The sequence below is a fragment of the Aeromonas sp. 5HA1 genome, assembly GCF_029237245.1.
Lineage (GTDB): Bacteria > Pseudomonadota > Gammaproteobacteria > Enterobacterales > Aeromonadaceae > Aeromonas > Aeromonas salmonicida.
This window is the reverse complement of sequence record NZ_JAACFW010000002.1, coordinates 128,732-142,437: the sequence shown is the minus strand read 5'-3', so window position 1 is coordinate 142,437 and position 13,706 is coordinate 128,732. Positions and strand designations below refer to the sequence as shown.

General features: G+C 54.2%; 12 protein-coding genes, 1 tRNA gene and 1 pseudogene. 8 read left to right on the top strand and 6 right to left on the bottom strand.

Annotated features, from left to right (window positions below; all coding sequences use genetic code 11):
* The first annotated feature begins 1 nt into the window (after window position 1).
* The 4 genes and pseudogenes from GWQ27_RS02895 (at window position 2) to GWQ27_RS22245 (ending at window position 5,161) form a co-directional block, all read left to right on the top strand.
* The gene (locus tag GWQ27_RS02895; RefSeq protein WP_275906615.1) at window positions 2-1,318 is read left to right on the top strand and encodes a restriction endonuclease subunit S; all 1,317 of its coding nucleotides are present in this window, start codon (window positions 2-4) and stop codon (window positions 1,316-1,318) included.
* 142 nt (window positions 1,319-1,460) lie between these two features.
* Complete coding sequence (locus GWQ27_RS02890) at window positions 1,461-4,493, top strand: type I restriction endonuclease subunit R (RefSeq protein WP_275906614.1); 3,033 nt, start codon at window positions 1,461-1,463, stop codon at window positions 4,491-4,493.
* Window positions 4,493-5,026: pseudogene (locus tag GWQ27_RS02885) on the top strand (UPF0149 family protein); the annotation flags it as partial. The gene GWQ27_RS02890 and the pseudogene GWQ27_RS02885, both read left to right, overlap by 1 nt.
* A gap of 51 nt (window positions 5,027-5,077) precedes the next feature.
* Entirely contained in the window at window positions 5,078-5,161 is an 84-nt protein-coding gene (locus GWQ27_RS22245) for an SEC-C metal-binding domain-containing protein (RefSeq protein ID WP_345893530.1), read from the top strand.
* Between the two features lie 198 nt (window positions 5,162-5,359).
* Here the strand turns inward: GWQ27_RS22245 and GWQ27_RS02875 are convergent.
* A tRNA-Ser gene (locus GWQ27_RS02875) sits at window positions 5,360-5,449 on the bottom strand.
* 442 nt (window positions 5,450-5,891) lie between these two features.
* On the opposite strand from GWQ27_RS02875, the gene GWQ27_RS02870 reads away from it, so the two are divergent.
* The gene (locus GWQ27_RS02870) at window positions 5,892-6,809 is read left to right on the top strand and encodes a L,D-transpeptidase family protein (RefSeq protein ID WP_275906613.1); all 918 of its coding nucleotides are present in this window, start codon (window positions 5,892-5,894) and stop codon (window positions 6,807-6,809) included.
* 30 nt (window positions 6,810-6,839) lie between these two features.
* Window positions 6,840-7,838 carry a DUF481 domain-containing protein gene (locus tag GWQ27_RS02865; RefSeq protein ID WP_275906612.1) on the top strand — a complete coding sequence of 333 codons (999 nt, stop codon included), beginning with the start codon at window positions 6,840-6,842 and terminating at the stop codon, window positions 7,836-7,838.
* 136 nt (window positions 7,839-7,974) lie between these two features.
* Here GWQ27_RS02865 and GWQ27_RS02860 read toward each other — a convergent pair whose 3' ends face one another.
* The 3 genes from GWQ27_RS02860 to GWQ27_RS02850 form a co-directional block, all read right to left on the bottom strand.
* Complete coding sequence (locus GWQ27_RS02860) at window positions 7,975-8,682, bottom strand: MaoC family dehydratase (RefSeq protein ID WP_021138405.1); 708 nt, start codon at window positions 8,680-8,682, stop codon at window positions 7,975-7,977.
* Window positions 8,683-8,925: 243 nt separating this feature from the next.
* Window positions 8,926-9,882 carry a 23S rRNA (adenine(1618)-N(6))-methyltransferase RlmF gene (rlmF, locus tag GWQ27_RS02855; protein WP_275906611.1) on the bottom strand — a complete coding sequence of 319 codons (957 nt, stop codon included), beginning with the start codon at window positions 9,880-9,882 and terminating at the stop codon, window positions 8,926-8,928.
* Window positions 9,883-10,032: 150 nt separating this feature from the next.
* Entirely contained in the window at window positions 10,033-10,497 is a 465-nt protein-coding gene (locus tag GWQ27_RS02850) for an NlpC/P60 family protein (protein ID WP_059113016.1), read from the bottom strand.
* 298 nt (window positions 10,498-10,795) lie between these two features.
* Here GWQ27_RS02850 and GWQ27_RS02845 point away from each other — a divergent pair, with 298 nt between their 5' ends.
* Together GWQ27_RS02845 and GWQ27_RS02840 are read left to right on the top strand one after the other, a co-directional pair.
* Window positions 10,796-11,518 carry a 4'-phosphopantetheinyl transferase superfamily protein gene (locus GWQ27_RS02845; RefSeq protein ID WP_275906610.1) on the top strand — a complete coding sequence of 241 codons (723 nt, stop codon included), beginning with the start codon at window positions 10,796-10,798 and terminating at the stop codon, window positions 11,516-11,518.
* On the top strand, window positions 11,515-12,363 hold the full coding sequence (locus tag GWQ27_RS02840) for a tetratricopeptide repeat protein (RefSeq protein ID WP_275906609.1): 849 nt from the start codon (window positions 11,515-11,517) through the stop codon (window positions 12,361-12,363). Before GWQ27_RS02845 ends, GWQ27_RS02840 begins: the two co-directional genes overlap by 4 nt.
* A 143-nt stretch (window positions 12,364-12,506) precedes the next feature.
* Here the strand turns inward: GWQ27_RS02840 and GWQ27_RS02835 are convergent, their stop codons facing one another.
* Window positions 12,507-12,749 carry an Lpp/OprI family alanine-zipper lipoprotein gene (locus GWQ27_RS02835; RefSeq protein ID WP_005334342.1) on the bottom strand — a complete coding sequence of 81 codons (243 nt, stop codon included), beginning with the start codon at window positions 12,747-12,749 and terminating at the stop codon, window positions 12,507-12,509.
* A gap of 225 nt (window positions 12,750-12,974) precedes the next feature.
* Window positions 12,975-13,628 carry a 3,4-dihydroxy-2-butanone-4-phosphate synthase gene (gene ribB / locus GWQ27_RS02830; protein WP_021138400.1) on the bottom strand — a complete coding sequence of 218 codons (654 nt, stop codon included), beginning with the start codon at window positions 13,626-13,628 and terminating at the stop codon, window positions 12,975-12,977.
* Window positions 13,629-13,706 lie beyond the last annotated feature (78 nt).

Here is a 13,706-nt window from a genome sequence, read left to right as displayed (position 1 = left end):
GATGATGCTAACTGCTATGCCGCAATATGATACCTATAAAGACTCTGGGGTGGAGTGGATGGGGGATATTCCAGATCACTGGCATGTTATTCGATTAAAAAATGCAGCACTGATCAACCCTGTTTCTAATATATCAAAACTGCATCTAGATGATGAGATTTGTTTCCTGCCAATGGAAAAGGTTGGGACTGATGGTATCGTGGAATACGACCTGCGACGGTCGCTTCGTAGCGTAAAACAAGGATTTACCAGTTTCCAAGTCAATGATGTTCTTATTGCGAAAATAACTCCTTGCTTTGAAAATGGGAAAGGAGCTTATCTTAAGAACATGCCAACTAAGTTTGGATATGGCTCAACAGAATTTCATGTTCTAAGGGCCTATGAAAGTTTCGAACCTGCATTCCTATACTACTTGTCCAAAAGTCATGTATTTATGGACCTTGGCGAAAAAATGATGACAGGCTCTGCAGGCCAAAAACGGGTACCTACGGATTTCATTGCTGAATTTCGCTTTGCATCGCCCTCGTTCGTTGAACAAAAAGTAATAGCTAGTTTTCTTGATAAAAAAACTACCCAGATTGACGAGGCTATTACCATTAAGGCGCGGCAGATCGTTCTGCTTAACGAACGCAAGCAGATCCTGATCCAGCAAGCCGTCACCCAGGGGCTCGACCCCACTGTACCGATGACAGACTCAGGCGTTACTTGGATTGGCAAGATTCCTGCTCATTGGGAGGTTCGCCGTAGTAAGTTTGTTTTTTGTCAGCGAAAGGAGCGTGCAAGGGCTGGCGATGTACAACTGTCTGCAACTCAAGCCTATGGTGTAATTCCTCAAGAGCAATATGAAGGAATGATTGGTAGAAAAGTTGTTAAAATTTCTTTCCACCTTGAAAAGAGAAAACATGTTGAAATAGATGACTTCGTGATTAGTATGCGCAGTTTTCAAGGTGGATTAGAGCGGGCATGGGCATCGGGTTGTATTCGCTCCTCGTATGTTGTACTTCGCCCTGTGAATAAAGAGGAAATTGATGCAGGTTTTTTTAGTTACATGCTAAAACTTCCAACATATATAAATGCGTTGCAGATGACAGCTAGTTTTATTCGTGATGGACAAGATTTGAACTTTGATAACTTTGCTCAAGTTGATTTGTTCATTCCTCCAATTGAAGAACAGCAGGCTATTTTTTCTGCGATTCAATCTAAAGTTGATGGAATAAATAAATCGATAGTTCTCCTCATGGAGCAAATCACTAAGTATCAAGAATACAAAACCACCCTGATTAATAGTGCCGTCACCGGTAAAATTAAGGTGGTGTAGTCATAGCCAGCTAGGTGCGTCAGTTACAGCATCTGGCTGGTATAGCTCGAGATGAGCAAAGCCCAAGGGGCCGTAGTTTTATCAGTGCCAACTCAAGATGGCCACGGGCAGGTAAACGAGAACAAGAAAGCAGGGAGTATTGATGGTCAGCAACACCAAAGAACAGGCCCTTGAAGCGGCCATCGAGCAGGCCCTGACCGGCCAGTGTCTGGAAACGCTAGGCAATGGCATTGGCGAGGGGGCCGCTGTCTACGCCAAGCCACACCATGGTTTTGTGTTGGGGCAGGCCTGCGATTTTGACAAACAGTACGCCATCGATAAGCGGCTGTTCTGGCAGTTTCTCGAAACCACCCAGGCCATGGAGCTGGCCAAACTCCAGCAACATCACCCTCACGACTGGCAACGCAAGGTGCTCGAGCGCTTCGATCGCATCATTAAAAAGCAGGGGGTGCTGCACCTGCTGAAAAAGGGCCTGAGCGTTGATGATGCTCACCTGACCTTGATGTATCCGGCGCCACTGGCCAGCAGCAGCGCGACGGTGAGCCAGGATTTTGCCGCCAACCTCTTTAGCTGTACCCGGCAGGTGGCCTACTCGGCGCAAAACCCCAAGCAAGAGATCGACATGGTGCTGTTTATCAACGGCATCCCGCTGATAACCCTTGAGCTGAAAAACCACTGGACCGGCCAGAATGCCTGCTATCACGGCCAGAAGCAGTACCGTGAAGATCGCGATATCAGCCAACCCCTGCTGCACTTTGGTCGTTGTCTGGTGCATATGGCGGTAGATACCGACGAGGTCTATATGACCACCAAGCTGGCTGGCAAGGCGACCTTCTTTCTGCCCTTTAACAAGGGGCATCGCCATGGCAAGGGGAATCCGCCAAACCCCTACGGCCATAAGAGCGCCTACTTGTGGCAAGAGGTCTTTAGCAAGGAAAGCCTGGCCAATATCATCCAGCACTTTGTGCGTCTGGATGGGTCTGCCAAAGAGTTGCTGAGCAAACGCACCCTGTTCTTCCCCCGCTACCATCAGCTGGATGTGGTACGCAAGCTGGTGGACCATGCCGCTCACCATGGTGTCGGCCAGACCTACCTCATTCAGCACTCGGCGGGCTCTGGCAAATCCAACTCCATCACCTGGGCTGCGTATCAGCTGATCGAGGTTTACCCGCAGAGCACTGACGTGCATGGTGCCAAGGCCGTCTATCAACCGCTGTTTGATTCGATCATTGTGGTTACCGACCGGCGATTGCTGGACAAACAGCTGCGTGAGAACATCAAGGAGTTCTCCGAGGTCAAGAACATCATTGCACCAGCCAACAAGTCATCCGAGCTCAAGTCGGCCCTTGAGAACGGCAAGAAGATCATCATCACCACCATCCAGAAGTTCCCGTTTATCGTCGATGGCATCAGCGATTTGAGCGACAAGCGTTTTGCGGTGATCATCGATGAGGCGCACAGCTCACAATCCGGTGATGCCCACGGCAAGATGAACGCGGCGATGGGCAAGCTACAGGACGAGGAGATGGAGGACACTCAGGATCTGATCCTGCAGGCCATGCGCTCACGCAAGATGCGTGGCAACGCCTCCTATTTCGCTTTTACCGCCACGCCGAAGAACACCACGTTGGAGAAGTTCGGCCAGTTGCAGCCGGATGGCACCTTCCAGCCATTTCACCTCTATTCGATGAAGCAAGCCATTGAGGAGGGCTTTATCCTCGATGTGGTGGCCAACTACACCACCTATCGCAGCTACTACGAGATCAGCAAGTCCATCGAAGAGAACCCGTTATTTGACAGCAAGAAGGCGCAGAAGAAGCTGCGAGCTTATGTGGAAGGCAGCCAGGAGACGATCGACGTCAAGGCCGAGATCATGCTCGAACACTTCATCCCCCATGTGGTGAATGCCAAGAAGCTCAGGGGCAAAGGCAAGGGGATGGTGGTGACGCAGAACATCGTCTCTGCTATCCGCTATTACAAGGCCATCACCCGCCAGCTGGAGGCGATGGGGAACCCGTTCAAGGTGCTGATTGCTTTCTCCGGCAGCAAGGAGGTGGATGGTGTTGAGTACACCGAGGCTGATCTCAACGGCTTTGCCGAGGGCGATACCCGCGACAAGTTTGATACCGATGAATATCGCCTGCTGATCGTGGCCAACAAATACCTGACCGGTTTCGATCAGCCCAAGCTGTGTGCCATGTATGTCGACAAAAAGCTGAACGGTGTTCTGTGCGTGCAAGCGCTATCCCGCCTTAACCGGGCTGCGCCCAAATGGGGCAAGAAGACCGAAGACCTCTTTATTCTCGATTTCGTCAATCCGGTTGAAGAGATCAAGGCATCGTTCGATCCCTTCTACACCGCGACTTCACTCTCTGGTGCCACCGACATCAATGTGCTGCATGAGCTCAAAGATGCGCTGGACGATACCGGTGTTTATGAATGGTTCGAGGTCGAGGAGTTTGTTGCACGTTACTTCAATAACGAAGATGCTCAACTGCTCAGCGCCATCATCGATGTGGCCGCTGACCGCTTCAACCATGAGCTGGAACTGAGTAACGAAGAGAAGGCCGATATCAAGATCAAGGCCAAGCAGTTCGTGAAGATCTACGGCCAGATGGCCGCCATCATGCCTTACGACATGCTGACCTGGGAGAAGCTGTTCTGGTTCCTCAAATTCCTGATCCCCAAACTCAAAGTACAGGACCCGGATGCCGACCTGCTTGATGAGTTGCTCGAGTCAGTGGATCTCTCCTCCTACGGCCTGCAGCGCGTGAAGCTCAACCATGCGATCACCCTGGATGACGAAGAATCTGAGCTGGAGCCACAAAACCCCAATCCACGCGGCGCCCACGGCACAGAGAAAGAGACCGACCCGCTGGATGAGATCATCAAGAGCTTTAACGAGAAGTGGTTCCAGGGCTGGAGCTCGACACCGGAAGAGCAGCGAGTGAAGTTCGTGAATATCCTCGATAGCGTGAAGAAGCACCCGGACTTTGAATCAAAATATCAAAACAATACTGATCCAATTAACCGCGAGCTGGCCTTCGAGAAGATCATGAGAGAAGTCATGCTGGCACGAAGAAAAGACGAGCTGGAGCTATATAAGCTGTTCGCTAATGATCCGGCATTCAAGGCATCCTGGATGCAAAGCGCACAGAGAATGGTGGGGATGTAATGCAACCTTTTGAAATCTTGAGTGATGAAGAGTTTGATGAGCTGGAGGCACTGCTTGAGCGCTACGGCAGTGATAACAGCATTGCCTCGATGTCGATGCTCGATGGCTTTTTGACGGCGGTGGTCTCTGGCCCCCATCTCATTATGCCGAGCACCTGGCTCCACGCGATCTGGGGTGGTGAGCAGGATTAACCCGAGTGGCAAAGCGAAGCCGAACTGGAACGTTTTATCGACCTGGTGATGCGCCACAGCAACGACATTGCGACCACTCTGACCTATGCGGCAGAAGACTATTTCCCGGTCGCGCCTGAATTTGAGCGACATGGTGAGTGGGTTCCTCTGATCCACGACTGGTGTGGTGGTTACCTGGGAGGTATTGAGCTGGCTCCATGGCCCACGCTACCCGCTGCAGAAGCTGCTGCACTGGCGATGATAAGTGAACCGCTGGAGACCATGCCTACATCGCTGGAAGCGCTCAGCAATAAGCATCTGCAAGAGCAAGCCACCAAGGCTCGCTTTGCTGCTCGTATCCTGCATGCCCACTTTCTGGCGCAACGTAGCGAGCGACCGGTACGTTCTCAACCCGTGGTGGCGCCTATCAAGGTCGGTCGCAACGAGCCGTGCCCCTGTGGCAGCGGCAAGAAGTACAAACAGTGTTGTTTGCACTGACCAATAAAATAGATAACAAGAGAGGGCCACAGGCCCTCTCTTGTTTTGGGTAACTTGAAGGGAGTAGTGGCAACGACCTGTCCAAAGGAGTGCTATCAAGGAGTAGGGCAGCCAACACCTAATGGCACACTCACTGGCATACCGAAAAAACCACTAAAATAAAAAACCCAACCTTTTCAATTGGTTGGGTCTTTAAGATGGCGGAGAGACAGGGATTCGAACCCTGGGTGGCATTGCTGCCACAATTGATTTCGAGTCAATCCCGTTCGGCCACTCCGGCATCTCTCCACGGGGCTTAACTTTTACCGGACCAGGCCTGATAAATCAACTTGAATCTCTTTAAAGATCAAATGACTGTCGATAAAAAAGACTATGCTACTGCGTTTGTTACCATGGCTGCTGTTATGGCCCGGGCCACGACACGCAGGCACAGTCCTGAAAGGAGATCCCACGCTCCTGGTACCTTACTGGCGCCCACGTCGCCAGACACAGGCTATGACAGATACCGGCTTGTTCACAGTCCTGCTCTGCACATGACCCCATTCGCCACATTATCCGGCACTGTCATAACAAAGTACGAAAATTCCTCAAAATAGTCACTTATCCAGAGCAGACTCCTCTGTACCCCTTGCGGGACAGGCTGGTAATCACGAGTGGATTGGTTAACAATTTCACTTCTTTTTTCTGGGTGGGTAGTGACCCGCCTTCACGCGATCTGATAGGAAGTACCATGTTCAATGCTCGAATCGTCTCACTGCTGCTGGTGGCAGCCAGCCTCTGGACAGCGCCAAGCTGGGCTACAACCTATCCCTTGCCACCGGCTGGCAGCCGCCTGATCGGTGAACTTGAGGACTACATAGTCCAGCCAGATGAACACCTTGAGCTTATAGGCAAGCACACCCAGATTGGTTTTTTGGCACTGCTCGAGGCAAATCCCGGGGTTGACCCCTATTTACCCACACCTGGCACACGCCTGACCCTGCCGACCCAGATGCTGCTGCCGGATGTGCCCCGGGAGGGCATAATCATCAACCTGCCAGAACTGCGCCTCTACTATTTTCCCAAGGGGAAAAATGAGGTGGTAGTGCTGCCCATCGGGATTGGCGATATCGGGAGAGAGACGCCAGAAATGACCACGACAGTGATCGCCAAGAACCCCAACCCGACCTGGGTCCCCGGCCCCATGGTGCGCAAATCCTGGCTGGAGCAAAAGGGGATCTCCCTGCCTGCCGTCGTGCCGCCGGGTCCGGACAACCCCCTCGGAAAATTTGCTATGCGCCTCGGTTACGGCAATCGGGATTATCTTATTCATGGTACCAATCAGGAGTTTGGCGTTGGGCTGCGGGTCAGTGCTGGCTGCATTCGCCTGCGTCCTGCTGACATCGAGGCCCTGTTCAAACTGGTGCCTGTCGGCACGACAGTGCGCGTGATCAATCAACCGGTCAAGACCGCCATCGAACCCGATGGCAGCCATTGGCTGGAGGTGCATTCACCGCTCTCGCGCACCGAACTGGAGCTGGCGCACGGCGCCCCCCTGATCCTCTCACCCGAGGTAGAGGCCTTTATCGCAGCGTCCGAGATCGACGGTGACAAGGTGGCTGCCGTGCTGAACAATAAGAACGGCATTCCACGCCCCGTCAGCGGCTAACGGCAACCCTGTGTTCATGAAGGACTTTCCATGAGATACCGCTTCTGGCTCTTGCTCTCTCTGTTGCTCAGCCCGATGGCGCTGGCCGATATCCTCTGGATGCACAACGGCGATCGGCTGACCGGCACCATAGAGGAGATCACGAATGCACAGGTGCGCATAGCGCTGCCCTATAGCTCACCGGTCACGGTCAAGCGCGAGGCGGTGAAACGCTGGCGCCTCGACAAGCAGGACAAACCAAAACCGACTGTAAAAACTGGCATCACCTTCCTTGCGCTCACTCCGGATGACGAACACGCCTGGCTCTGGACAGGCAGCAGCGATCTGAACGTGAAGCTGAAGCACAGCGAGAAGAAAACCAACAACGTCAACCTGAAGGCCACAACCGAGGTTGCCAATCTCGACTGGCGATACAGCCTGGATGGGGAGTACATCTACGAAACCGCCAACAACATCACCAACAGCCATGAGTACCGGCTCAAACCCATGCTGGACTTCTTCTTCGATGAGAACTGGTTTGTGCGCTCCACCATCGACTATCAATACCAGATGCTTGACCCAGACTACATGAATCTGGGTTATGCCTCAGGCCCGGGGTACAGGTTCTGGAACGACAAGCGGCGACGGCTGGAACTGATAAGCCAGGCCGGATTGGAGCGTTCCTACTTCAGGCCGGGTTATTGGGACGACTTCATCATTCCCGATATCTTCAACGACAGGATCATAAACTATCCCCTAGTGGGCCTTGGCTGGGACTACCGCCAACCCGTTGCGCTCTGGTCGGAGCAACTGGAGCTGTTCAGCAAGGGCACCTACAAGCGCTATCTGGACCAACCCTCACCCTACATCACCCGGGAACAGGCCGTGCAGGGCAGCCTGGGGATGCGCTACTACTTCAACGATCACCTGCGCCTCTCCTGGTCGAGCGAGCTCGATTGGGAAGAGTCCAGATTGGATTATCAAGGTGTTCAGACACCGTTATCAGGCAAGGAGTGGCGCCATCTCATCAGCCTGGGAGCCAGCTTCTAGCCATCGGGGCAAACCATTCGGCGAGTGGATGAGCCCCAGACAGGCGGCACAACGCCAGAAATAAAACAGGCTCACCGAGGTGAGCCTGTTTTATTTCAATACTATTTACGCTACGGCGGTGACAACCGTCACGACATCAGAAGTAGATCCGGGTGACGGATTCAATGACACAGCCGGGACGACGAATGCCCTCAATCTCGACCTTGATCTCCTTGAGCAGCTCAAGACCGCCCTTTATCGGTGTCACCCTCAGCAACTTGGTACGTGCACGGATGTTGCTGTCCACCTTGATTGGATAAGGAAAACGCACCTGATCCAGACCAAAGTTCACCACCATGCGGGCAGCAGGAAACTCGGGGGTAGCTTCATTGATACTGCCCGTCAGACGTGGCAACAGCGCCAGGGTCAGAAACCCGTGGGCTATGGTGGTCTTGAACGGTGACTCGGCAGCAGCACGCTCAGGGTTTGTGTGGATCCACTGGTTGTCGCCGGTCACGGCGGCAAACTCATTGATCATCTGCTGACTGACCAGCAACCACTCTCCCACATGGGTCTCTTCACCAATGCTCGGCTGCAGCGCAGCAAACAGGGCCGCCGCCTCACCACTCAGTTCAACCGCAGTCTCGTCAGTCTGCACTGGCTGACCATTGGCGGTCTGCACTTGCCGTACTGACTGGCTGTCAGCTTGCAGGTCCAGCACACGACCCAACAGAGGGTGGAGGTGTGCCTTTTGCTGAAACTCACGCCAGTAGTCACGGATCGCCGGAGAGAGCCAATCCTTGAGCTCAAAGGGGTGCTGCGCCAGGATTTCGCGCTTGCGCTTCAGAAAATCGACAACCTTCATCTACCGATCCCTATTCAATTCAAAGCCTGTAAAGAGGTCTAACCAGTCCTATTTTATGAAAGTTTCAACTGCAAGTGCAAAAAAATCTCAGCGTACAGCTGTACCAAGCAAAGAAGTAGTCACTAACACAAGTACGGCAAGCCTGATGGAACAAGGAGGAAAACGATTATCATGGCAGGTGCTTGCCACCGTGAGTACAGATATAAAGAGGGGGATACCGACAGGAGGCAGCCCCTCCCCCCGTCAAACATCGCCACGAGGCGCAGGTTGCCACCATTGCCCACAGGCGGCCTCATCCAGGAAAGACCAAGCGAGGATCCGGCTCACCTTGTTGCCTTGCGCCATGTCGATCACCCGCACCTGGCGGGCCCCGACCTGGGCCAGCGTCTTTTTCGCCGCCGGCAGGTTCTCCTTCTTCGACACCAGCGAGCTGAACCAGAGACACTGGGCAGCAAACTCCTTGCTCTGGGCAATCATGGTGGCAAGAAACCCGGCTTCTCCCCCTTCACACCAGAGCTCGGCCTTCTGGCCGCCGAAGTTGAGCACTGGCTGCCCCTGCACGGCTTTACCAAGATTGCGCAGCTTGCGCTCACTGCCCTTGCTGGCCTCATCGAGCGATCCATGGAACGGCGGGTTGCAAAGGGTCAGGGCGAAGCGCTCCTGCGGGCTTATGATGCCGCGAAAGACGTGTTTGGCATTGCCCTGATGGCGGCACTCTATCTGCCCGCCCAGACCGTTGCTTTTGGCCAGCAGAGCCGCCGCCTTGACGGACACGGGGTCGATATCGGACCCAACAAAACGCCAGCCATACTCGCGAGCTCCCAGCAGCGGGTAGATGCAGTTCGCCCCCACCCCTATATCCAGTACCCGCACGCCCTTGCCGGTCGGGACGCTGCCCGCACTCTCGGCGAGCAGATCCGCCACCCGATGCAGATAATCCACCCGTCCCGGAATGGGCGGGCAGAGATAACCCGCCGGCAGATCCCAGTGCGCAATGCCGTAGTGCAGTGCCAGCAAGGCCTTGTTCAGCGCCTTGACGGCGGCAGGATCGGCAAAATCCAGAGTCTGGGTACCGTGCTCGTTGACGAATACCAAGGGCCGCAACTCGGGGGTACGCTTGCAGAGCGCATCGAAATCATAGGGAGCCTGATGGCGATTGCGTGGGTGCAATCCGGATTTGCGATCGGAGTGGGTCTTCATGCTGGGCCTGCCGAGGGAAAACGGGCCCACACTATAGTGATTTGGCCCCAGAAAGTCTAAATCGCAGCCACAAAAAACCGGGCTTCAGGAGCCCGGTTCAAGTGAGGTTGGAAAAACAGTCCGTACTGCGAGCCGTTTGTCCAGCCTGACTCAGATATCGATCCGGCGTGCTTGCCAGAATCTGCTGCGCCAGTAGGAATTGTCCAGCTTGGAGCGCGTCACACCAGCACGGGTAGAGGCATGGATGAATTCACCATTGCCCACATAGATGCCCACATGATTAAGACGACGATTGATCTTGAAGAAAACCAGATCACCTTCGACCAGGTCTTGTTTGGAAACGCGAGTGCCTTCATGGACTTGGGAGCGGGTATCACGGGGTAATTCGATGCCGACGGCATTGCGGAACACTTCACGGGCAAAAGCGGAACAATCTATGCCGCGTTCGCTGGTACCGCCAAAACGATAAGGGGTACCACGCCACTCTTGGAACACTGTCAGGATTTCATTCACATCTGGGGTTTGCGAAGCTTCCGGTTCAATCACGGGTTCCATCATGGAAACTTCAATCTTGCTCGCGACCTCGGGCTGGGGTGCAGATGCACAACCCACCATTCCGAGCGCGACCAGTAGTAGTATCAGGTGGCGCAATCCTTTATCCCCGCAATGAGTAAAACTTGTTAAAATACGGCCCGGAAGGGCAATTTATAAGGCAACAGCACCCGACTATATCCAAGAATTCTATCGAGGCAAGCGAAAATCCCTATCGACATCACATTTTCGCAAGGAAATGCATTATTTTTCATGATTAATGTGATCATGGCCAAACAATATACAATCTCGAAAGCGCCCGTGCAGACTCGATCAAACTGACTTTTATCGCTGTTTCAGTCCTCTTTTAAAGTGAAAAATCATGATCTCTGTGGATCTCTATTTGTTAAAACCCGCCCGGGTCAGCGCCGCTCAGTTGGCCCTGCTGCCAGAAACGCTTTCAGCAACAGAACTGCAACAGTGGCAGGAGATCCAGCATCCGGATCGGCGCCAGGAATTTCTGGTCAGTCGGTCACTGCTAAGGTGCTTGCTGGCCGATCGCCTTCAATGCCAGGCCAGCGAACTGCTTTTTTGTACCCATCTCCACGGCAAGCCGGCGCTGAGTGGCTCGCGCTGGCAGTTCAACCAGAGCCACAGCGGCGACTGGCTGGTGATCGCACTGTGTGCCACGGGACCGCTCGGGGTAGATATAGAGATGGGCAGGCGCCGCCGGCAGACGTTGCCACTGGCCAGACGCTTCTATGCCACCAGCGAGTATGAGTGGCTCGCCGCCCTACCGGCAGAAGAGCAGGACGGCGCCTTCTACCGGCTCTGGTCACGCAAGGAGGCGGTACTGAAGGCCCATGGCGGCGGCATTGCCGCCGGGCTCGACAAGGTTTGCTTTCTGCCGCAAGAGGGGTGGCGCCTTGATAACCGGCTCGATGAGCACGAATACCAAGTGCAGGATTGGCCTATTGGCAGCGGCTGGCTCAGCCTCGCCGCCCCTACCCTGGCCGTCAACGGTTACCTGCTGGATGAAAACTTGAAATCCACCGCTATCAACCCCATGTTAACTCACACCATTTTCCAAGAGTCAGCCTCATGATCGTCGACATCAATCCCCAGAATTTTCAAGCCGCACTGATCGATGCTTCCATGAAAAAGCCGGTCGTCATCTATTTCCACGCCCCCCAGATGCCGGAATGTCAGGGCATGACCCCGCTGGTGGAGTCACTGGTTGGCCCGGACAACCCCCAGGTAACCCTGGCCAAGGTCGACATGAACGATCCGCAGCTGCAACCATTGGCCAGCCAGCTCGGCCTGCGTGCCCTGCCCGCTCTGGTACTGTTCCATCAGGGGCGCCCGGATGAACAAGCCATTCTGGAAGGGCCGCAGGATGAAGCCACCTTGCGCCACTACTTTGCCGCCTTCGCGCCCAAGGAAGAGGAGCTGCTGTTCGAGAAGGGGCAGCAGGCACTGGTAGATGGTCAGGCGGATGTGGCCTATGCCCATCTCACCAAGGCCCACCAGCTGGCGCCGGATCGCCACGACATCAGTCTGTGGCTCATTCAGGCGGCGCTGGATATCAACCTGCTGGATGAAGCCCAGGAGCTGCTCGGCAAGATCCCCATGGCTGCACAGGATGACCACTACCATACCCTCAGCTCTCGTCTGGCGCTGGCGCTGCAGGCCGCAGACAGCCCTGAGCTGCGTGCGCTGGAGGCCCGTTACGAGCAGGAGCCGGACAATTTCGCCCTGACCCAGGAGCTGGCGGTGCAATACAGCCAGGCGGGCCGTCAGGAGGAAGCACTGGCGCTACTGTTCACCATTCTCAAACGCGATCTGGCCTTTGGCGATGCCAAGAAGACCTATCTGGACATTCTGACCACCATGGGCGCCCATCCGGCCGCGCAGAGTTACCGTCGCAAGCTATACAGCCTGCTCTACTGAATAATGAAGGGATAAAAAGTGAGAGTGATGCCGAGAGATCGGCATTGCTCTGGCAAGACAAGAACATATGGAAGAAAAGCGGGGAATTGACGAATTTCAGGCAAAAAAAAATGGCGCATGAATGCGCCATTTTTTCGCATGGATTACTTCTTGTAGGAAGTAGCCATGTTGTCGATGCGCTGGTTAGCACGCATAGCTTCTTGCTTGGCTTCTGCAACATCAGCAGCAATCTTGGATTGATCAGCACGAACTGCGCTAACATCTTGAGCCAGTTGGTCAACTTTGTTAGACAGATTCTGAACGGAGGTTTCCAGTTCGCTGGTGTTTGCACAACCGCCCAGCAGAGCGGACAGACCAACAACACCTACCAACAACAATTTTTTCATTTTTAAAAGCTCCCTTTAACTCGCCAGACGTTTAGCAAGCGGCGTGATTATGGCACAAAAGAATCATACTTTGGATAGGCCTCATCACAGATAAATGCATTAAAACCCTCATTTTTTTTTAGCCGCACACTTTATGTGCAAACTTTAAGCAAAAACGAGTGCCTCTGGATGAGGTTCGCACAGAGCGTAACCAAATTTTGTACTTATTACAATTTCGTATGAGGCTCAGGCAGAACGTTCTGACAGCAATTGACGATACTGCACCAGGTCTTCGATGGTCAGTACCGGCATCTGATGCCGGCGGCCGAAGGCAACCAGGTCTGGCAGGCGAGCCATGGAGCCATCTTCTTTGGTCAGCTCACACAAAACCCCGAACGGTTTGAGGCCGGCAAGCTGCATCAGATCGACGGTTGCTTCGGTATGGCCGCGGCGCGTCAGCACACCACCGGTACGTGCCCGCAACGGGAAGACATGGCCTGGGCGATGCAGGTCGGACGGTTTGGCACCATCGGCGATGGCCGCGCGAATGGTCGTGATGCGATCGGCCGCTGAAACGCCCGTGGTAACCCCTTGCGCCGCCTCTATGGTGACGGTGAAAGCGGTCTGATAGTGGCTGGAGTTTGCCTCCACCATCATGGGCAACGCCAGCTGGCGAACGCGCTCATCGGTCAGACAGAGGCAAACGATGCCGGAACACTCGCGGATCATCATGGCCATCTGTTCATTGGTCATGGTTTGTGCGGCGAAAATGAGATCCCCTTCGTTCTCCCGATCTTCATCGTCGGCTACCAAAACGCCGCGACCGGCGCGCAAGGCCGCGAGCGCCGCTTCGACGCGCGCAAGGGGATCACCAAATTCACTGAGTAGAGACTGATTCATGGTAAGACTCCTAAATAAGACAAGGACCAGAATCAGGGCATGGAAAGGCAGACAGAGATAGGTATGCAGCGGCCGGCC